Source organism: Halobacillus sp. SY10 (assembly GCF_045401165.1).
Classification (GTDB): Bacteria; Bacillota; Bacilli; order Bacillales; family Halobacillaceae; genus Halobacillus; species Halobacillus aidingensis.
The window spans coordinates 2,120,092-2,140,222 of sequence record NZ_CP174345.1; the positions used below are offsets into that span (position 1 = coordinate 2,120,092).

Consider the following 20,131-nt stretch of genomic DNA (forward strand, 5'->3'; position numbering starts at 1 on the left):
CCTGGACGATCAAAGTCCAGGAACTTTTTTGGTTATATAGGGAATGATTTAATTCTAAGCTGTAGATCAATTGTCCATACCAGCGACACCGCACTCAAGCTTCTGACTGTTATCATGTTGGAGAAACATTTTGACCAATGCTCTGGATCTGGTTGACGCTTTCTGGGTTTACGAGTGCACTCAAGTCACCAGAAGGTTTGTTCAAATATGCAGACTTAATGGCGCGTCTCATAACTTTAGCGTTCCTTGTTTTTGGAAGATCATCGACAAAGAATATCTTTTTGGGTGCGAGCGCTTTGCCTAGTTTTTGATAGAGGTACATCGTTAATTCTTCAATAAGGTCTTCGGAATGACGGTGATCTTGAAGGACGACAAAAGTCACTGGTTCTTCTCCCTTCACTTCATGAGGAATTCCAATAACTCCTGCTTCAATAACAGCCCTATGCTCAACGAGGATGGATTCAACTTCAGCAGGCCCCAAACGCTTACCTGCCACGTTTAAGACATCATCGGACCGTCCGGTAATCGTATAGTAACCATCTTTATCTTTGATCACCCAATCGCCATGAACCCACGTATCTTTGAAGCGGCTCCAATACGTTTGTTCATAACGCTCGTCGTCTTCAAAAAAGCTCTTCGTCATTCCGACCCATGGGGATTTGATAACCAGTTCGCCAACTTCATTGACAAGGGATTGCCCTTTTTCATTGTAGACATCGACATCCATACCCGGAAGAGCAGCGTTGAAGGTTACCGGTTGAATCGGTTTGACGAGTACGTTCCCGAGGATTCCACCTGAAATTTCTGTTCCGCCTGAATAGTTGAAAATCGGAATACGCGAATCTCCCGCATGCTTGAAAAGCCAATGCCACGGCTCCGGATTCCACGGCTCTCCTGTTGATCCAATAAGTTTCAAGGACTGAAGGTTATGTTTTTCGAGCCAAGATTCCCCATGCTTCATCATGGAGCGGACAAGGGTGGGGGATATTCCTAAATGGGTCACATGATATTTTTCCACAAGCTCCCATAAACGGTTGGGTTCTGGATAATCAGGGGTACCTTCAAACATGACGATGGATGCTCCATTCACCAATCCTCCGTACACGAGGAAAGGCCCCATCATCCATCCCATATCCGTGTACCAGAATAAAGTATCTTCTTTCGTGACATCCATGCATAGGCCAGCATCGAAGGCAGCCTTAATGGGGAATCCTGCGTGCGTATGGACAGCTCCCTTCGGAGTTCCTGTCGTGCCTGAGGTGTAAATGAGCATAAAAGGGTCATTCGCTTGTTTCACTTTAGCGTTGTAATCGGTCTCTTTTTTTCTCAAATCAGTCCAGCGAACATCACGAGGTTCTTTCCAGTTTACTTTCACTCTTGTACGTTCAACGACGAAAACATGTTCTAAAGAAGGGCATTGATCTGCAACAAGATCTGCTTCTTCTTTCATAGGAATCATTTTTCCTCTACGGTAAAAACCATCAGCTGTAATCAACGCTTTCGACTTACTTGCATGGATTCTTGTGGTGACGGCATCTGCTTTGTAACCAGAGAAGGCAGGGGAGAAAATTGCACCCACTTTGGAAATGGCCAGCATAGCGATGAGCGTTTCAGGGAGCATTGGCAGATACAATGTAACAATATCGCCTTCAGTGATTCCATAATTCTCAAGTCCATAAGCGACAGCATCCACTTCCTTTTGTAAGTCTTTAAAGGAGTAGGCGGCCGTTTGTCCGTTATCTCCTTCCCAGTAAAGAGCGGTGTCATTCTTTTTGGACGGATGTTCCGCCCAGCGGTCAAGGGCTATGTGTGCGACATTCAGCTCTCCTGCTTCAAACCATTGAGGATACATAGGTCCATGGGATTGATTTAATACCTTTTTGTAAGGGGTGTACCATTTAATGTCCAGCTCTTTGACTGCTTCTTCCCAAAACCATTCAATATTCTCAATGGATTTAGAGTGAAAGTTATCATAGCAGCTGTAGCCATGCTTTTTCATCCATTGGAATAATCGCGTCGATTCTTTCTGTTCTGTTGTAGGGGTCCATGCATTGGAGAATGTACTCATAAATGCGCCTCCTTTTTTCAGAATGTTCTAATTACTATTATAACGGAATCTCCTTCTTGAATGGACTCATGGATTTCTTTTCCTTAACAAAAAATTAGTCGAACATTGAAAATTTCCTGAAACTTTAATAGAGTTGTAATCGTTATGTAATATAACCCCTTTTGTTACATAAATAGGGAGAAAGAAAAGAGGAGTGATCATTTGTTTGAAGGTGCGTTACTTTTAGTCATTTTAGGTGTGATTGGAGCTGTTGTTCTCGTTGGAGGAATCATAACCTTTATCGTCTTCCGTATGCGTTATAAGACAGCAAGTTCGAATGAGGCATTGATTGTTACAGGGCCGAAGCTTGGGGATCCGGAACAAGAAAAGAATGTATTTGAGGATGATAATGGACGTTCGGTCAAAATTATTCGTGGTGGAGGGTACCGCCTGCGAATGTTTCAGACGGCGACTCCAATTGATTTGACATCCTTTCAGCTGCAAGTCAATTCAGACAAAGCTTATACGAAGGAAGGGATACCGGTCAGAGTTGCAAGTACTGCCGTCATCAGTATTGGCAGTGAGCTTGAAATCATGGCCAATTTTGCTGAGAAGTTCCTTGGGAAAAAACAAAAAGAAAGAGAATCGGAGTTGAAAGATGTCCTCAATGGTCATTTACGTTCAATCATCGCATCGCTTCCGATTGAAAAAATCTATAATGATTTTAAGGAAGTCAACACTCAGGTGAAAAAAATCGCTGAATCCGATTTGAAAGGCATGGGGTTTGAAATCACTTCTTTCGCATTGAATGATGTTGAGGATGTGGATGTCGAAAATGGATACATCGATGCGCTCGGTCGTCCTCATATTGCTGAGGTGCAAAAGAAAGCGAACATGGCAGAATCCGATGCAACGAAAGAGACTCGTATCTACCAGGCGAAAAACGACCAGGAAGCACAAGATGAAGAAAACCGCCGTTTGACTGCCGTTGCTGCATCGACGAAGGAAAAAGACATCAAAGAAGCGGAATTCCAGACAGAAACGAACCGTGCAAAAGCGAATGCAGATCAAGCAGGGGAATTGGAAAGACAGAAACTAGCCCAGCAAATCAAAGAAGAAGAGTTGAAAGTTCAGTACATTGAAAAACAGAGAGCGGTCGAATTAGAAGAAGAAGAGAACAAACGACGTCGCTCCATCGCTGATGCTGAAGCTTATGAAGTGACAAAACGCGCACAGGCAGAAGCTGATAATGAACGAATTAAAGGGGAATCCGAAGCGGAAGTTATTCGTCAACGAGGAATTGCTGAAGCTGAATCAAAAGAACGTATGGCGAAAGCGATGGAACATTACGGCGAAGCGGCCATTATGGAAATGCTCATTAAAGTATTGCCTGAGTATGCTGAAAAAGTATCGGCACCGATCAGTCAAATTAAAGACATGAAGGTTATCGATATGGGAGGAAGCGATTCACGCGGTGGTTCTGCGAAAGTAGCAAACAGTGTGACTTCCACAATGCTTGGCATTCAGGAATCATTAAAAGAAACGACAGGCATGGATTTGAAAGCGATGCTTGAAAGTTACGTATCAAGAGGAGCTGTCCATGAATTTGGAGGAGCTTCTGGTGATAAAATGGAGGAAGCGGCTGCTACAAAAGAAGATCAGGAGGATAAGGAAGAAGGACCTTCCATTCCCAAAGATCCGGAAGAGGAAAAATGATTGCTGAGCCTGCAGAACTTGTTGTTCTGCAGGCTTTTATTGTAAAGTAGGTTTGAAGCGTTCTTCATTTGGGGTAAATAGGTTTCAGGTCTCACGTGCATATCTCTACATAGAATCGACGGTTTAACAAAGAATTAATTGTTTCAAAATTAAATTAATGGTAAAGTCAAAAACGTAGAGACCTTGACTTTTTTTCCGTCTTCAAGCGAAGGACGATTGGTAAGAAGATAGAACAGTCATTAGAGTCATTCTATAATGGAATACGAGTATGCAAGACGTAACTAGGAGGTAGATTATGAGAATTATTGTAGCAGGGGGAGACGGTTTTTGCGGCTGGCCAACAGCATTATACCTATCCAAACAAGGACATGCTGTAACCATCGTAGATAATTTGGTACGCAGAAAGTATGATGATGAACTACGCTCGAATTCAGTTACACCGATTGCATCACTAGAGGACCGGGTAGCTAAATGGAAAGAAGTTTCAGGAAAAGAAATCAAAACTTTCGTTGGTGACTTGAACCATTATGATTTCCTTAGCGAAGTTTTCCGCCAAACGGAACCTGAAGCATTCGTTCACTTCGCTGAACAACGTTCAGCTCCATATTCAATGATCGACCGCGAACATGCGGTTTATACACAAACGAACAATGTCATGGGGAACTTGAACGTTCTTTATGCGATCAAAGAATTCGCTCCCGAATGTCACCTGATCAAACTGGGTACAATGGGCGAATATGGAACTCCTAACATTGATATCGAAGAAGGATATATTGAAATTGAACATAAGGGACGGAAGGATACCCTTCCATATCCAAAACAACCTGGTTCCTTTTATCACCTATCCAAAGTTCATGACAGCCATAATATTATGTTTGCATGTAAAATTTGGGGCATCCGTGCCACAGATTTGAATCAGGGAATCGTATACGGTTTACATACAGCCGAAACGCGTCTTGATCCGATGCTTGTAAACCGTGTAGACTACGATGGCGTATTCGGGACGGCTCTGAACCGTTTCGTCAACCAGGCAGCCATCGGCCATGACATCACGGTTTATGGTTCAGGGGGGCAGACACGTGCGTTCCTGAATATTGAAGACACAGTAAGATGTGTAGAGATCGCGGCTGAGAACCCAGCTGACAAAGGTGAATTCCGCGTGTTCAACCAATTTACTGAGTGGTTCTCTGTTCAGGATCTTGCTGAACGCGTTCAAAAAATCGCCAAAGAAGAAGGCCTTGATACACAAGTGAAAAAGATCGAGAATCCTCGGATTGAGAATGAAGACCATTATTACAACGCTGTTAATACAAAACTGCGTGACCTTGGTCTAGAACCTCACTTGTTGACAGACGATGTCATTCGTGACATTTTGCGCACAGCCGTCGAAAATAAAAACCGTATCATTGAAGAGAACGTATTGCCGTCAATCACTTGGAAGTAAGGAGTTTTCCGCTTTGAAAATCGCCATCATTACAGAAACATTCCTACCATCAACAGATGGAGTCGTCACACGATTAAAAGAGTCCATCAAATACTTGCGAAACCAAGATCATGAGGTCGTCGTCATTGCTCCAGACTTTGGTGTGACGGAATATGAAGGGGCGATCGTCGAAGGGGTCAAAACGACAAGAATGCCTTTCTACAGGTATCGAGAATTCAGTTTACCACAGCGACGAGTGAAGGACTTGCTGCAAAAACATGATCCTGACCTCGTCCATGTGGTCAATCCAGCTCTTGTAGGGGTTTCCGGCGTCTATTATGCTGATAAACTGAACTATCCGTTAATTGCTTCCTATCATACTCACGTTCCTAAATACTTGGATTATTACCGATTATATCCGTTTAAGCCTCTTGTCTGGTGGTATTTCAGAAAGTTACACAACTACGCAGACGTGAACTTGTGTACATCAAGAGCCATTAAGGCGGAGCTGGATGAAAAGAACTTCCATAATGTGAGTGTATGGGACCGTGGAGTCGCTGTCGATCATTACCATCCTGGACATAAAAGTGAAGAAATGAGGGAGCGATTGTCCGCAGGCAGGAAAGAAAACAAACTGCTTGTTTTTGTCGGTAGACTGGCTCCTGAAAAAGAAATTCATAAAATCAAACCATTATTGGAAAAGAGGGACGACATCTCTCTTGCCATCGTTGGAGATGGTCCGGTGAAAGATGAATTAGAGGAGACTTTCAAGGATACCAATACGGTGTTTACTGGGCTTATGCACGGAGAGGAGCTTGCTCAAGCTTTCGCTTCTTCTGATGCTCTGATTTTTCCATCGGTTACAGAAACGCTGGGCCTCGTCATATTGGAATCTATGGCTTCTGGTTTGCCTGTCATTGCGGCAAAGAGTGGTCCGACCATGGAGCAAGTAGAAGATGGCAAAACTGGTCTATTGTTTGAAAATGAGAACACCGACAGTATGATTCAAGCGATACAAAGGTTGGAAGATGAAGAGTTATATCAGAGACTTTGCAAAAATGCACGGCAAGAAGCTGAAAAGTATAGCTGGCAAAAACCTTCGGAGCAGATCCTTGAGTATTATTACAAGACGTTAAAGGTGTATGAAGAGCAGGCAGCAACAACGTCAAAAAAATCAAAGGTTAAAGTCACAGAGTAAACGCTCTGTGACTTTTCTTTTGCTTTGTTCAAACCAAAAACTTAGTAGTAACTCCAAATACATTAAACAACACCCAATAACAGAACATACGTTCTGACCCCCGTGAAATTAGCACCTCCTTGAAATATTTTCTACTCATACTTAGTAGCAACTCCGAAAAATTAAGAAAAAACAATCAATAATCCAATCCACAAGTATCAATGTAAACTTCCTACAAAAGACGGATAGCAATTAACGCGACATTTTCGGAGCAGGAAAGGAGGGAGGTGCACGGATTTGCAATGATTCTATTGAAGAGAAGATCAGCATGTGGAATACGCCCTTATTTAAGTTGAATCATGGCTGTTAGGTTAATGACCTTAATACAAGTGTTAACCAAACGAAGCTTCGAGAGTATGAATGTCAAAATGTGTGTCACAAATACAAAGATTAATGTAATTACAATCAATTTGTGAATCGGCGGTTTATATCCGGCAGTACGTAAGTTGAATGGTATAAAATCCAGTATGATCAGGCTGAAATGTAAACTGATATATTTAATAATGATATAGCAGTTTGCTTGAGATCTTAGAGCAAACTTTATGAAATTGCTATGAAGTGTTATGGGTGTTACAAGATCACATTAAGTTAATCGGCGCTGGACAATACTAAGTCAGATTTTTTGTAGTAATCACAATGCCAAAAATATTGAAAGACAAATGATCCTTAAACATAAATAAGATCGATTAAGTCCGATGTTGAATTTCAGCTTATTTATTTCTATTTTGTCTCAATATCATGAGTATACTTTTGTAATGAGACAAAATGAACAATTATAAAATGAGTAAGTATAATAAATATTATGTAAAGTAGAATCTAAAAAGAAAAAGAGGAGTTATCCCCCTCTTTCTTTTATCTTGTTAAGTTCATTCCATCTTTGTTGAAATTCCAAGTCGTTTTTCATCCAATTTTTAAACGTGGTTGGCTCTATATTAATTTCAGCACAGCATTTGGTTATACATCCACTTTTAATGAACTTCATAAGAAATTTGTTTTTTCTTTCCTTAATAGCTGCCTTGGATACCACATGTTTACCATCCTCGAGGTCATCATAATTTTGGTTTTCTTTTAGATATTCTTCATATTTTCTGTCTAATCTTAAGTCGCTATCTGCATAAATCCTATCTCCAAAACCTTTTATTGATTGTCTTCCACTAATGATCAACCTTGTGTACGTTTGATATACTTTAAGATAACTTCTAATACCTCTTCTTTTTATCAGTTTGTTTAATTCTTCAAAAAATTGATGTGAGCCGCCTACAAACACAATTTGCTTCTTCTGGTAGTTAATACTTCCATCTCCATCAAAGTAACCTCTTACATAATGACTTAAGTGTAGATCAGGGATATTGGGCATAGATAGATGTTTTGTTTTATTTGGTCTAATTCCATGTATGTGAATGAGATCCTCTTTGAGAATCTTACTTCCGATATTAAGCATGTGTACACCTGTCCGTTCATTTTTTGTTATCGGATGGCTGGAATCCATTTCTCGCTTAATATCCAGAAGTATTTCTTTTTCCTTTTGTGCGATGCTAATTAACTGCGCATGACCTGAAATCATTCCATCTGCTGCAATAAACCCTAAAATATACGCCATGTTGTTGGACCACGTTTTGAAATAGTCTTCGTTGACCTTAAACTTCCTCTTCCAGCTGCCTCTAGGTCTTAATGGAACTTCTAGTTCTTTTAGTACGATACGGATATAACCAGGTGAAACATTTGCCATTTTAGCAATGATAGTTGTACTCTCGCCGGCCTTATACATTTGAGCAATTTCTACTTTGGACATTGTTCTTTTTCTCAATGGTCTATTCATTTATGCTCCCCTCTCAAAATGTTCGTTCATTTCAATTATATCGAACATGTGTTCTGTGGGGTAGTTTTTAGCACTTTCCCTTTGTTATTTCGCATTTGATCAGCTAGGATAATGATATAAGAAGACTAAGGAAGGTGTTTATGAAAAAGCTGCTCCTCTTCGTAAGTACTGTATTTTTAGCATTGATTATAAAGCCGAAGAAAGTTACTGCACCAGTTACTCAAGAACATGAACATCTGTATCCTGGTACAAACCTCTCCATTGCCCCTGGGGATTTGCTGTTTTCTCCAATCGGTAAAAAAGAATCGCGTTATATAGGTCATGTAGGGATTGTAACGAAAGATAATAAAGTTATTCATTCCATTCCTTCAGGAGTCGTGCAAGATCAAATGGAGGCTTATTTCAACAAATTCAGCAATATACGCATCTATTCCCCCCAGGATAGGAAATCAGGGGACGAGGCTGCTGATTATGTGGTGAAACTGCAAAAAAAGCATCCTCATGCCAAATATAAGATATGGACGCCTATAAGCAGGATCGACGAAGAACAGTATTGCACAAAAATCGTGTGGCAATCTTATTATTTTGGTGCAGGTGTCAATTTAGGCAAAATTTCTCCTCATTCTAAATCAGTGCACCCAGAGCGGTTAAAAGATCGCAGATATCTATCTAAGAAATAAAACAAGCTCATCCTTATTTATTGGATGAGCTTGTTAAATATTGATGAAAATCAGATTCTGAAATAATTTCAATTGGATAACCTTGGCTTAGCAGTGTTTCTGCTCTTTCGAGTTTACTTGTTTTTTTGCCATTTTTATACCCTTCAAACGTTTGTTCGCCTACGACCACAAAGTTTGTATTGGATTCAATCGTCGTGTGAAGTGTTCCACCAAAATCAACGACTTTTTGACTGGCTTCATCTCTTTTCATTTCTTTTAACTTTCCGGTAAACACAACAGCTGCGTTATAAAAAGGATGTGATGGATCGAACTGATTGGTTGCTGCCACGTAGGAAGATGGATGTGCTTTTTTTGCCCGTTTCTTTTTATTTACTCTCGCCGGCTCATAGCCCCCATCAAACATCATCCCGTTTGTTGTACCTGTTTTGTCTACAAGGTCTTTAGTATCAGTCGCTCCAAGCTCTTCTTTAGCTGACATAAGAATATGAGCAGAAGCTTTCGCATCTTCTAATGCATGGTGGTGACTGAAGGTAAAACCAAGATAACTGGAGACGATATTTAACTTGTATTTCGGCAGTTGCCACGTTTTCTTAGATATGTTGACGGTGCAGTTATACGCAAGCATCGGATAGCTGAGGTTGTATTGATCCAATACAGCACGCAAAACCCCCATATCAAACTGAGCATTATGAGCAACGACAAACTTTCCTTCAAGCCATGACCTGATCTCGCGCTCCCATAACACATCAAACTCCTCGGCATCTTCAACATCGCCTTTAGTTATTCCATGTACACGGATATTAATGGGTGCAAAATAGTTTTTCTTTGGTTTCACTAACCTGTAATATTCTCTTTTTATAAAGCCCTGTTCATATTCCACCATACCAATGGAACAAACAGATCCTCTTGAAGAATTAGCTGTCTCAAAATCAAGAGCTACAAAGTTCATGTCGATCTCCTTTATTTATAGTGTTATCTTAATAATAAATGGGCGAGCATAGGCGCGTCTATTGTAAAGGCTTGCCATATAAAATTAGTCCAATGACGGAATATTCCTTGTGTGAAAAGCAAAAGATAAAGCCCAAGGAGGCGTTAGAGGATGGCTTTTGATTATGCAGAGCTGCCGAAAGAAAAGCTGCAAAGGGTAAAAGAGCTTGAAAATCAACTGAATGTTGTTTTGATCGCCTACGATTCCAAGTATAAAGATTAAATAAAAGACGCCGGTATCGGCGTCTTTTTGAATGGCATCGTTTATCTTCAGTGAATCGTTACTTTTTATAAATCGTTAACTTTTCTTCAATTGGTGTACGGGTTTTCTGTTTTGGCTGTTGCTCAAAGAAGCCCATATGGATGAAACCTACAATTTTTTCCCCAGGAAGAACACCTAAAAGTTCACGAACTTTCGGCTCGTGAATTTGTGGATTTGTTTTCCAGCATACACCTAATTCACGTTCCCAGGCTAGTAATTGAAAATTTTGAAGCATGCTGCTGATGGCTCCAAAGTTTTCCTCCCACTGCTTTTGACGGGGGTCTTCATTCATAATCGCTATAAGGAAAGCAGCCGGCTGGCTGAAATAGTTTCTGCGGTTTTCCTGCATGTCACGAGGAAATGTTTGTACAAGGGATTCCACGAATTCTTCTTTTTCGTGAGAAGGAATGAAAATGAATCTCCAAGGTTCACGTAAGCCGTGTGTTGGTGCCCATCTTGCATCATCTAACAGTTCAGTAACAAGTTCTGTTGGTACTTCTTTATCTAAGTATCCACTCTTCACGGAGCGACGTTCACGAATGATTCTAGCTAATTCTGTTTTTGTTTGTTCCATACCTCTCACCTACGTATCTAAAGTTTTATTTACGGTAATGATAATCGTTCTCAGTGGTTTTGTCAAGGTTTATTCCTTTAAATAATCAATCATGAAAAGGTTGATCCATGCATACACAAAAGAAAAGCTACCTATGTTGAGGTAGCTTTTTGCATCTATTATTCTAAATTTTCAGCGATTTCTTCAGCCAGTCGTTCCGCAGATAGAGGACCGGCAAAGGTACCCATATCTCCTGGAAGCTTGTACGTATGGTTTTCTTCTACAAAGTTTAAATTCGTCCATGCTGGATTGTCGGCCAAGTTATCAAAAATGGGATCGTCGTCCTGAACAAGATAGAAGAAATGAGAATCCTGGTAATTCTGAAGGGACTCTACATCAGAATTTACAAACCCATAAATTTCAGGTTGTTCAGTTTCTACTGCGTTGTTGATGCCCATTTGATTCAAAACACCAGCTACTACAGAATTGTCTGTAAACAACCTCATCGTAGGTGTGTTTTGAGAGGTGAAAGCTTGCGTTACAACGGCCTCCACTTTACTGCCGTCTCCAATTTCTTTACCCAATGCAGAAATTCTTTGTTCCATTTGGGTTAGATATTTTTCAGCTTCTTTTTCTTTTTTGAATAGTTCACCCATCTTTTTGAATTCATTTTTTAAGTGCTGATATTGATCACTTGCTCCCTCTTCGGAATAAGGTGCGAACATAATAGTAGGAGCAATCTCGTTCAATTGGTCTTCAAATCCTTCGTGCCTGTACTTCGCACCAATGATTAAGTCAGGGTCCAGGCGTGAAATGGCTTCAAAATTCGGTTCTGAACGCGTACCGACATCCTGCACCTCATCTGCAAGCGGCTCACCTACATTGACCCACTTGTTGTACCCCTCTTTATCTGCTACTCCAACGGGCTGAATATGTAAGGGAAGCATATGCTCAACATAGGACCACTCTAAAACGACAACTCTTTCTGGTGTACCTTCAATATCCACTTCCCCTGTGCTGCTTTCAACCGTTCTCGTTTCTTCTGACGTTGAGGATTCAGAAGAAGCAGTTTCATCACTAGATCCCTCTTCTCCACATGCGGCTAAGAAAAGAACGAGCAATAATAATGATAGTATCTGCCATATTTTCATAAAAAAACTCCCTTTCATCTAAATAATTGATAAAGATTATCATTATCAATATTATTGTAAAGGAAGGATCGTACTCCGTCAATGAGAATCATTTTCAATAAAAAAGAAGAAAGGCGCATTACCCTTCTTCTTCAAACAAATACAAAAACTCTCTATATCCACGCTTTTTCATCTCCTGCTTAGGAATAAACTCCATGGCTGCACTATTCATGCAGTATCTCAACCCTGTTGGTTCTGGGCCATCTTCAAATACGTGACCAAGATGATTATCTCCTTGTTTACTTCTTACTTCTGTCCTCATTCCGAAAATCCCTGGATCATCCTTTGTCGTGATATTTCCCTCAAGGATTGGCTTCGTGAAGCTCGGCCATCCTGTGCCTGATTTATATTTATCTGTCGAACTGAACAACGGATCTCCTGAGAGGATGTCTACATAGATCCCCTCTTCCTTATTGTCCCAGTAGTCATTATCAAAAGCTTTTTCTGTGCCGTCTTCTTGTGTTACTTCATATTGGATATCCGTAAGCTTCTTTTTTAAGTCTTGGTCAGAATACTCAACCACTTCACCGTTATATAACTCTACTCTCTTCGCGTCTTCAGATTCACTGGTTGTAGAAGCTCCAGAATTTTTATTGAAAAAGAAAAGGACGCCGACACTCAATAGTAATAGAATGGTGATCGCTCCTGCTGTCATCTTTTTCATTCCTTCTCCTCCCTAATTTTAAAGTGTTGTATCTCAATCTTACCATGCTAGCTAGTGTTCAAAAAATTTCAGTGCTCATCATATATGAACGAAAGTTATGAAATCAGTAATATTTGTCCATCCTAAGAAAAGGATATAAATGGAGGGATCTTCAATGAAAACTGTAACCTCAATATTGGCCATAGGCCTCATCGTCATGAGTGGATGTACGGCTGATAACACTGGAGTAGAAATGAAGGATTATGAACAAAAACAATTATCTACTTCCCCCACCACCGATTCACTCAATGATATGAATTACGAAACGAATGAAAAGGTGGATAATGCGAGAAAAGCTCTTCCGTTTCAACAATTTGATCTGGAAATTGATTATGTAGATACACTCTCTTATGAAATCCAATACGTATCGAATGAATCTCAAACCCGTGCTGTGATCCACGAAATCGGGGAAGAAAAGATTTCAGGAGAAAAGGCGCTTGATCAACTGACTCCTCATTTCATGGAACTCAGTTTTGATGAAGATTCATCTGAACAAGAAGTGATTGAAGATGTTTTACAAGTTTTCGGTCTTGATGAAACGTATAAGGAATTTAAGTTAAGGGTTATTTACAGCAACGGCTTAGAGGCAGAATACGAAGATTAAGGGATGTAAACTAAAACAAGCACCTTTGTTAAATGACTTAGATGCTTGTTTTTTATATTTTATTTAGTTTCGGAGTTGCTACTAAGTTTTAAGTGCGATCATGATTGATTACTGTTTTTCCATTTTCTTGAATAATTTTTCGTTCTTTCATCAATTGTCCAAGGGCTCGTTTGAATGCTGACTTACTGATTTTAAAAGTTTTTCGGATGTCTTCTGGATCACTTTTATCATGAAGGAACATGACACCATCGTTTTCTTGTAAATATTCATAGATAACCTCTGCATCTTCCTTCATCCCCTCTTGTTTTAGAGGACGAAGAGATAAATTGATTGTCCCATCGTCTTTTACATCAATGATTCTAGCTGTAATCGTTTCTCCAAGTCTTGGTTCTTCTTTCCTTTCACTTGGGTGGACGAACCCTCGGTAGCCCTCTCCAGATAATACCGTTGAACCTGCTTTCGTCGCTCGATACACACGAGCGGTCACTTCTTGTCCAAGAACTTCTTTGGGGGCAGGTTCCAGATCATCCATGACTTCCTGTTCAGAAATAGGTTCTGCCAAAAGACGACCTTTTTTATCTAGTTCTAAACTGACAAATAAATGATCACCTTCTTTTGGCCAAACGGATTTAAGAAGAGGTAGATGATCGGAGGAAACAAGAATATCCTTATTGTTTAAGCCGATATCAACGAATACACCCATATTCGGAACAACTTCTACGACTTCAGCCCATCCATAAGTATCTTTGGTAACTTCCGGAATTTCCATTGTCGCAGAAGCTTGTCCTTTCTTATTTTCATAAATGAACATGTCTCTGCTTTCGTCCAGTTCAATCTCTTCGGTTACATCTTCGTCCAGGAGTACAAACTCTTCATTTTGAATATCAACAATGAAGCCTTCTGTGATTTTCTTTTTAATTTTTCCTTGTTGGATTGTTCCCAATATATTGACATCTTTCATGTAATTTCATCCTTTTTCGTAACGTAATGGTACTTATTATAGCTTACATCGATCCATTTTAAAACGATGATTTATTATAAATGAAAAAGCGTGGCATCTGCCACGCTTTGATGTGATTAATACCACCAAGAAGCTCCTACAATAATTAGGAGAATAAACAAAACAACGATTAGCGCAAAGCCTCCACCATATCCTTTACTCATTCCAATTCCCCCCTTTACTTCTTTATATGAAGATGGGTAAGAATCGGTATGGGTAAAAGGCTTAGCTACCTGAGGATTAGGCGTATAAATGCTATCAACCAAAGAGTCATTTTCGAGATGTTTTTTGAGTGGATGGGGTCTGCGGGGAATGACTCGCTTTCAAGCCACCCCTGACTCCCATTATAGCAATTGAAGCCCGAAAACATCTCGAAACTGAGGTTTCCACAATCGGGAGCTTATTTATAATGAGGTTTAATTAATTCTGAAACGACTGAGCGATTCTGTGGTAGGATTTTTTCTTTTCTTCAAAGTCGAATATATTCGTAATGATTAAAAACTCATCCGTACCGTAGTATTCAGACAGTTCTTCCAATTGAGCTTTCACTTGATCTGGGTTTCCGATAATGCAGCGTCTTCGATTTTTACTTATTTTCTCCATCTGTTTTTTTGTATAAGGGTAGTCTCTGGCCACATCTATAGAGGGTACACGGGTATCCAGCCCTTTTTCCACCCGAAGCAACCAGAGGTCTTGGCTTTTGGCCAGCTCCTCTGCCTCTTCTTCTGTTTCTCCGCAAACGACGAATATACACACATTCACGCTTGGTTCTTTCATATCCGATCCTTTGAATCGCTCCCTATAGGTGGCAATGGATGCCTTTCCATGATCAGGGTTGATGAAATGACCAAAAGTGAACCCTGTCCCATTCAGAGCTGCATGTTTGGCACCTCGCTCTGTCAATCCAAGAACCCATAGTTCAGGCTGATGTTCGGTTTCCGGCCGAGCTTTTACACCGAAGAATCGATCATCTTTAGGAGTGGATCCTTGTAAGAACTGTTTCAGCTCTTTCACTTGCCTCGAAAAAGAACTGAGGGGCTTCTCAATTCCATCAGTTAGGGCAAGCCTTGTCTTTGGCCCACCTCCTGGGGAACGGCCGAGACCTAGGTCGACTCTTCCAGGAAAAAAAGCTTCAAGCATGCGGAAATTTTCAGCTACTTTCAATGGGCTGTACTGTGGAAGTAAGACACCACCTGATCCAACTCGAATCGTTATTGTGGATTGGGCAATCATGGATATAAGTATTTCAGGAGACGTACTGGCAAGGCCATTGGTATTGTGATGTTCAGCAACCCAATACCTGTGAAATCCTAATTCCTCTGTGTATTTTGCCAATTCCACTGATTGTTGTAACGCTTTTTGAGCAGAGTCCCCCTCGGAGATCGGGCTTTGATCAAGCACACTTAGTTTCAATGCAAGCTCACCTTTCTTTTATTTGTACACGTCATCCATAATTTGTTTTAGTATTTGCATCTGTTCTTCGAATAAAAGCTTATAACGTTTCTTTAATACATCGAATTCTTCTTTGCCATCATCCGTAAGGTAATACCAGTAAACCTTTTGTCTTTTCTTATCATGTGATTTGTAATCATCCTTACGGTATAATAAACCTTGCTCTGTCATTTCATGTAGGGTATCTAGTAATGTGGAAGGTGCGGGAATCCAATTCTTCGTAAGTTTTTTGAACTCTGCTTTGAAATGTTCACTGATCATCGGCTGATGAACTTGTAACAGGTGCATGATATAAAACTTCGTAAATTGTGCGGCACTCATGTTTAAAGCAAATCGTTTCGGATTGTTTTTATGAGACAAAATCATCCACCCCTTGTCATAAAATGGTCTTTCTATCATTCTACAACAAAAGATGGATGAATTGTCCAATTATACGCACATTCGTTCGCTTAAATATTATGATTTTGCTTTAATTTCGGAGTTGCTACTAAGTTTAAAGTAGAACGAGTTAACGTACTTTAATGGCAATTTTTCCGAAATTTTTGGATTCTTGAATGTATTCGAAAGCTTCTTTATACTGATCCATCGTAAAAATCTTATCCAGTTGAGGTTTTATTTTGTGGTCGCTTATAAAACCGAGCATCTCACGCAATTCCTCGGCACTTCCCATCGTGGAACCAAGCAAATTATACTGCCCGTAGAAGAACTGTCGGATATTAAATGTCACTTCATCTTCTGTCGTCGACCCAAAAGTGACAATTGTTCCTCCCTTACGAACAACCCCCAATGACTTATTAAACGTAGCATTACCAATAGTTTCGATGAGGAGGTCCACCTGTTCAGAAGCTAGAGCCTCCTGCCAATCTTCTTCTGTAGAAATGGCTAGATCAGCTCCTAGGTTCAAGGCTTCCTTTTGTTTGCTTTCTGATCGGGAAGTTACGATGACTCTTGCCCCGATTGCTTTCGCATACTTCAGGCAAAAGGTAAGGACTCCGCTGCCAATTCCCGGCAGCATGACCGTTTGACCCGCTTCAAGATTCCCTCTTGTAAACAAGGCCCGATAGGCGGTCAGTGCGGCTAATGGAAGAACGCCTGCTTCTTCAAAAGACAAATGCTCAGGTTTTCGTTCAAGATGGTCCTCTGTACATGTGTAATATTCTGCAAATGTCCCGTGATCCGGAAGGCCGACGATTTCAAATCCTTCTGGAGGTGCATCGCTGTTTTCCTGCCAACCGAGTCCAGGATTGACAATGACTTCGTCACCTGGTTGAAACTTGGTGACATTTCCTCCTACTGTTTCTACAATGCCGGAAGCATCTGACCCAGGTATCAAAGCAGGATCATCTGCTTTATGCCGCTTCGTGACGACCGCTAAATCCCTACGGTTCATCCCTGCTGTATGTACCTTTACTCTCACTTCGTTGTCACTGATTTGACGTTCTGGCATCTCTTTTACCTTCAAACCTTCAAGTCCTTCTTTTTCTTCATGTACAATTGCTCTCATTCATATCTTCTCCCTTCTTTTACAATTGTCTTCAGTCTACCAATAAGTGCCTGGTTATCAAAATAAGTCGCATAAAAAAACTCCTTTCTGAATCCACAGAAAAGAGTTTTTTCTATACTATATGAAATTAGTCTGCTAGTACTTGAACTTTAACTGATTGTCTACCAAAGGAAAGTGCCTCTTCACGGGAAGGCATGAAAATATCGATACGGTTGCCGTTGATGGCACCGCCAGTATCTCCAGCGATTGCCGTTCCGTAACCTTCGACATATACTTTAGATCCAAGTGGAATGACGTTCGGATCTACAGCAATGACTTTTTGATCCGGATTCGCACGCAAGTCGATTCCAGTAGCTGTTACACCGCTGCATCCTGTGCAGTAAGCGGTATAAGCCGTAGCTTCAGCCGTAAACTCTTTCACCACATCATTGCTTGTATCTTCGCTTGTGCTTGTTTGCGTTGCTGTTGATGTGCTGTCACTTGAATTACTGCTAGAACTATTGCTTGAGCTGCTGTTCGAACTTGGAGCAGACGTTTGTACAGCTTGTCCATCAACTTTGAACTGGTCGCCAGGATGAATGAGGGTGGAAGTCAGGTTGTTCCACGCCATCAGCTGATCGACTGAAATATTGAATTTTTGAGAAATGGCGAACAACGTGTCTCCAGACTTCACTGTGTAAGTGGATGTGTTGGAAGACGTAGTAGATGAAGGTGTGCTGGATTTAGACTCATTAGCTACTTTTAATGTTTGATTTGGGTAAATAAGGTTTGAATTTAAACCATTCCATGTCTTCAAGTCTTGAACGCTGACGTCATATTTCTGGGAGATTCCCCAAAGAGTATCCCCTTTATCGATTTTATATTCCGTTTCGTGGGCACTTACCGTTGTGGCGAATGCTCCAGTTAATGCGACAGTTGCTACCACAGAAAATACAGTTTTTTTCATGAAATTCTGCCTCCTCTTGATTGGTCGATCCCTATGTATTTAGGTGATCCGTTCACAATTACAAGATTAACAGAATCTCAGGATAAATTAAGAACAAACAAGCAACAGTTTGTTTGCAAACATAACATCCATATTTCACAGCCATTACAAAAGGAGCATTTGTACCGTCAAACGGTCAAAAATGCCCGTGTTTTTCTTGATTTCGCCATCATTCTACAAAAAGGAATATTTGATTATTCATAGATTTTTTACCCGAAAATGATAGAAAAAAACATATTTTAGCGAAAAAAAGCACAGATCCTTAGAGGATCTGTGCTTTTATCACATTCTTATTTAGCTGCTACTTGCTTTTGAACTTCCGGGTCGTTCAAGAACTCATCATATGTCATCTCTTTATTGACAACCTTACCATTAGGCGTAATTTCTATAATACGATTAGCAATCGTCTGAATGAACTCATGGTCATGGGATGCAAAAATGACAGAACCTTTGAAATTAATCAATCCTTTGTTCAAGGAAGTGATGGACTCTAGATCAAGGTGGTTCGTCGGTTCATCTAGAAGAAGAACGTTCGCACCAGAAAGCATCATTTTAGAAAGCATGCAGCGCACCTTCTCTCCACCTGAAAGGACATTCGCTTTCTTAAGTGCCTCTTCTCCTGAGAACAGCATACGTCCAAGGAAGCTCCGTAGGAACGTTTCTGTTTCATCTTCTGGTGAATACTGACGCAGCCACTCGACAAGGTTCAAATTCGAACCTTCGAAGAATTCCGAGTTATCTTTAGGGAAGTAACTTTGAGAAGTCGTTACCCCCCATTTATAGGTACCTTCATCCGGTTCAACCTCACCCATAAGGATTTGGAAAAGTGTCGTTTTGGCAACTTCATTTGAACCAACAAGGGCCACTTTATCGTCTTTATTAAGGGTAAAGCTGACATTGTCCAATACTTTCTCTCCATCCACCGTCTTTGAAAGGTTTTCAACTGTCAGCAAGTCATTTCCGATTTCACGGTCCGCATTAAATGCAATGTAAGGATACTTTCTGGAAGAAGGTTGGATATCATCCAGCGTGATTTTATCTAGTAGCTTTTTACGTGACGTCGCTTGTTTGGATTTGGAGGCATTGGCACTGAAACGCGCAATGAACTCTTTCAAATCCTTAATCTTTTCTTCTTTTTTCTTATTCTGTTCTGAAGCCATTTTCTGCGCTAATTGACTGGACTCATACCAGAAGTCATAGTTTCCGACATAAACCTGGATTTTTCCAAAGTCAAGGTCTGCGATATGAGTACAGACATTGTTCAAGAAGTGACGGTCGTGGGAAACCACAATGACTGTATTTTCAAAATCAATCAAAAAGTCTTCCAACCATTGGATCGCTTTAATATCGAGGTGGTTGGTCGGCTCATCGAGAAGAAGAACATCCGGATTACCGAACAGCGCTTGTGCAAGAAGAACCTTCACTTTTTCAGACCCTTGCAGTTCACTCATTTTCTTATCATGAAGCTCTTCGCCAATGCCTAACCCTTTCAATAAACGGGCCGCATCAGAATCCGCTTCCCATCCATTCATTTCAGCGAATTCTCCTTCAAGTTCCGCTGCACGCATGCCGTCTTCTTCTGAAAAGTCGCCTTTCATATAGATGGCATCTTTTTCTTTCATCACCTCATATAGACGTGTATGCCCCATAATGACGGTTTCAAGTACTTGATATTCGTCATATTCGAAATGGTTCTGTTTCAAAACGGCCAAACGCTGATCCTTCTTCAAACTTACATCACCCGTTTGAGCCTCGATCTCACCACTCAAAATCTTTAAGAATGTAGATTTCCCTGCACCGTTCGCACCAATCAGCCCATAGCAATTGCCGGGAGTGAATTTTATATTTACGTCTTCAAACAACTTTTGGTCGCCGAACCGAAGACTTACATTATTTACTGTTAACATGTGATAATCCTCCAGTACTCTTGTTTCTATAACATAGAAATTATATCATTCTTGAGCGTTGT

At 40.5% G+C, this 20,131-nt stretch carries 18 protein-coding genes; 5 read left to right on the forward strand and 13 right to left on the reverse strand.

Translation table 11 applies throughout. The features are described 5' to 3' along the window. Positions 1-112: 112 nt before the first annotated feature. A complete protein-coding gene (locus ACJA3J_RS10810; protein ID WP_406946227.1) occupies positions 113-2,068 on the reverse strand; it encodes an AMP-binding protein in 1,956 nt (651 codons plus the stop codon). Between the two features lie 201 nt (positions 2,069-2,269). On the opposite strand from ACJA3J_RS10810, the gene ACJA3J_RS10815 reads away from it, so the two are divergent. The 3 genes from ACJA3J_RS10815 to ACJA3J_RS10825 all read left to right on the forward strand — a co-directional run bounded on the left by ACJA3J_RS10815 (position 2,270) and on the right by ACJA3J_RS10825 (position 6,384). Next, positions 2,270-3,763, forward strand: a complete 1,494-nt coding sequence (locus tag ACJA3J_RS10815) for a flotillin family protein (protein ID WP_406946228.1) — start codon at positions 2,270-2,272, stop codon at positions 3,761-3,763. Positions 3,764-4,058: 295 nt separating this feature from the next. Further along, entirely contained in the window at positions 4,059-5,207 is a 1,149-nt protein-coding gene (locus tag ACJA3J_RS10820) for an NAD-dependent epimerase/dehydratase family protein (protein WP_406946229.1), read from the forward strand. A gap of 13 nt (positions 5,208-5,220) precedes the next feature. Continuing rightward, positions 5,221-6,384, forward strand: coding sequence for a glycosyltransferase family 4 protein (locus ACJA3J_RS10825; RefSeq protein WP_406946230.1), 1,164 nt, complete (start codon positions 5,221-5,223; stop codon positions 6,382-6,384). 874 nt (positions 6,385-7,258) lie between these two features. On the opposite strand, the gene ACJA3J_RS10830 is transcribed toward ACJA3J_RS10825, so the two are convergent. Continuing rightward, positions 7,259-8,242 (reverse strand): LAGLIDADG family homing endonuclease, encoded by a 984-nt coding sequence (locus tag ACJA3J_RS10830; protein ID WP_406946231.1) that lies wholly within the window; start codon positions 8,240-8,242, stop codon positions 7,259-7,261. Positions 8,243-8,382: 140 nt separating this feature from the next. On the opposite strand from ACJA3J_RS10830, the gene ACJA3J_RS10835 reads away from it, so the two are divergent. Next, positions 8,383-8,922, forward strand: coding sequence for a YiiX/YebB-like N1pC/P60 family cysteine hydrolase (locus ACJA3J_RS10835; RefSeq protein ID WP_406946232.1), 540 nt, complete (start codon positions 8,383-8,385; stop codon positions 8,920-8,922). A gap of 13 nt (positions 8,923-8,935) precedes the next feature. On the opposite strand, the gene ACJA3J_RS10840 is transcribed toward ACJA3J_RS10835, so the two are convergent. From ACJA3J_RS10840 to msrB, 4 genes are all read right to left on the reverse strand, one after another. Next, complete coding sequence (locus ACJA3J_RS10840) at positions 8,936-9,871, reverse strand: exonuclease domain-containing protein (protein WP_406946233.1); 936 nt, start codon at positions 9,869-9,871, stop codon at positions 8,936-8,938. A 319-nt stretch (positions 9,872-10,190) separates the two neighbouring features. After that, positions 10,191-10,745 carry a nitroreductase gene (locus ACJA3J_RS10845; protein WP_406946234.1) on the reverse strand — a complete coding sequence of 185 codons (555 nt, stop codon included), beginning with the start codon at positions 10,743-10,745 and terminating at the stop codon, positions 10,191-10,193. Positions 10,746-10,903: 158 nt separating this feature from the next. Further along, a complete protein-coding gene (locus ACJA3J_RS10850) occupies positions 10,904-11,875 on the reverse strand; it encodes an ABC transporter substrate-binding protein (RefSeq protein WP_115894977.1) in 972 nt (323 codons plus the stop codon). Positions 11,876-11,993: 118 nt separating this feature from the next. Beyond that, positions 11,994-12,578, reverse strand: coding sequence for a peptide-methionine (R)-S-oxide reductase MsrB (gene msrB / locus ACJA3J_RS10855; RefSeq protein ID WP_406946235.1), 585 nt, complete (start codon positions 12,576-12,578; stop codon positions 11,994-11,996). A gap of 154 nt (positions 12,579-12,732) precedes the next feature. Here msrB and ACJA3J_RS10860 point away from each other — a divergent pair, with 154 nt between their 5' ends. Then, a complete protein-coding gene (locus ACJA3J_RS10860; protein ID WP_406946236.1) occupies positions 12,733-13,221 on the forward strand; it encodes a YusW family protein in 489 nt (162 codons plus the stop codon). An 88-nt stretch (positions 13,222-13,309) separates the two neighbouring features. Here ACJA3J_RS10860 and ACJA3J_RS10865 read toward each other — a convergent pair whose 3' ends face one another. The 7 genes from ACJA3J_RS10865 to ACJA3J_RS10895 all read right to left on the reverse strand — a co-directional run bounded on the left by ACJA3J_RS10865 (position 13,310) and on the right by ACJA3J_RS10895 (position 20,069). Beyond that, positions 13,310-14,182 (reverse strand): S1 RNA-binding domain-containing protein, encoded by an 873-nt coding sequence (locus ACJA3J_RS10865; RefSeq protein ID WP_406946237.1) that lies wholly within the window; start codon positions 14,180-14,182, stop codon positions 13,310-13,312. A 116-nt stretch (positions 14,183-14,298) separates the two neighbouring features. Beyond that, entirely contained in the window at positions 14,299-14,385 is an 87-nt protein-coding gene (locus ACJA3J_RS10870) for a YjcZ family sporulation protein (RefSeq protein ID WP_008640034.1), read from the reverse strand. Positions 14,386-14,641: 256 nt separating this feature from the next. Then, entirely contained in the window at positions 14,642-15,634 is a 993-nt protein-coding gene (locus tag ACJA3J_RS10875) for an LLM class flavin-dependent oxidoreductase (protein ID WP_406946238.1), read from the reverse strand. An 18-nt stretch (positions 15,635-15,652) separates the two neighbouring features. Next, positions 15,653-16,039 (reverse strand): helix-turn-helix transcriptional regulator, encoded by a 387-nt coding sequence (locus tag ACJA3J_RS10880; protein ID WP_244157174.1) that lies wholly within the window; start codon positions 16,037-16,039, stop codon positions 15,653-15,655. A 142-nt stretch (positions 16,040-16,181) separates the two neighbouring features. Continuing rightward, positions 16,182-17,177: a zinc-binding dehydrogenase gene (locus ACJA3J_RS10885; protein ID WP_089652500.1), complete on the reverse strand. Its 996-nt coding sequence runs from the start codon at positions 17,175-17,177 to the stop codon at positions 16,182-16,184. A gap of 127 nt (positions 17,178-17,304) precedes the next feature. Then, a complete protein-coding gene (locus ACJA3J_RS10890) occupies positions 17,305-18,123 on the reverse strand; it encodes a 3D domain-containing protein (protein WP_089652501.1) in 819 nt (272 codons plus the stop codon). 329 nt (positions 18,124-18,452) lie between these two features. Then, entirely contained in the window at positions 18,453-20,069 is a 1,617-nt protein-coding gene (locus ACJA3J_RS10895; RefSeq protein WP_089652503.1) for an ABC-F family ATP-binding cassette domain-containing protein, read from the reverse strand. Positions 20,070-20,131: the final 62 nt, after the last annotated feature.

Coding starts and splice junctions, on each gene's coding strand:
- ACJA3J_RS10810 (WP_406946227.1), bottom strand. CDS start 2,068: ATGAGTACATTCTCCAATGCATGGACCCCTACAACAGAACAGAAAGAA.
- ACJA3J_RS10820 (WP_406946229.1), top strand. CDS start 4,059: ATGAGAATTATTGTAGCAGGGGGAGACGGTTTTTGCGGCTGGCCAACA.
- ACJA3J_RS10830 (WP_406946231.1), bottom strand. CDS start 8,242: ATGAATAGACCATTGAGAAAAAGAACAATGTCCAAAGTAGAAATTGCT.
- ACJA3J_RS10835 (WP_406946232.1), top strand. CDS start 8,383: ATGAAAAAGCTGCTCCTCTTCGTAAGTACTGTATTTTTAGCATTGATT.
- ACJA3J_RS10840 (WP_406946233.1), bottom strand. CDS start 9,871: ATGAACTTTGTAGCTCTTGATTTTGAGACAGCTAATTCTTCAAGAGGA.
- ACJA3J_RS10845 (WP_406946234.1), bottom strand. CDS start 10,745: ATGGAACAAACAAAAACAGAATTAGCTAGAATCATTCGTGAACGTCGC.
- ACJA3J_RS10850 (WP_115894977.1), bottom strand. CDS start 11,875: ATGAAAATATGGCAGATACTATCATTATTATTGCTCGTTCTTTTCTTA.
- msrB (WP_406946235.1), bottom strand. CDS start 12,578: ATGAAAAAGATGACAGCAGGAGCGATCACCATTCTATTACTATTGAGT.
- ACJA3J_RS10860 (WP_406946236.1), top strand. CDS start 12,733: ATGAAAACTGTAACCTCAATATTGGCCATAGGCCTCATCGTCATGAGT.
- ACJA3J_RS10865 (WP_406946237.1), bottom strand. CDS start 14,182: ATGAAAGATGTCAATATATTGGGAACAATCCAACAAGGAAAAATTAAA.
- ACJA3J_RS10870 (WP_008640034.1), bottom strand. CDS start 14,385: ATGAGTAAAGGATATGGTGGAGGCTTTGCGCTAATCGTTGTTTTGTTT.
- ACJA3J_RS10880 (WP_244157174.1), bottom strand. CDS start 16,039: ATGATTTTGTCTCATAAAAACAATCCGAAACGATTTGCTTTAAACATG.
- ACJA3J_RS10885 (WP_089652500.1), bottom strand. CDS start 17,177: ATGAGAGCAATTGTACATGAAGAAAAAGAAGGACTTGAAGGTTTGAAG.
- ACJA3J_RS10890 (WP_089652501.1), bottom strand. CDS start 18,123: ATGAAAAAAACTGTATTTTCTGTGGTAGCAACTGTCGCATTAACTGGA.
- ACJA3J_RS10895 (WP_089652503.1), bottom strand. CDS start 20,069: ATGTTAACAGTAAATAATGTAAGTCTTCGGTTCGGCGACCAAAAGTTG.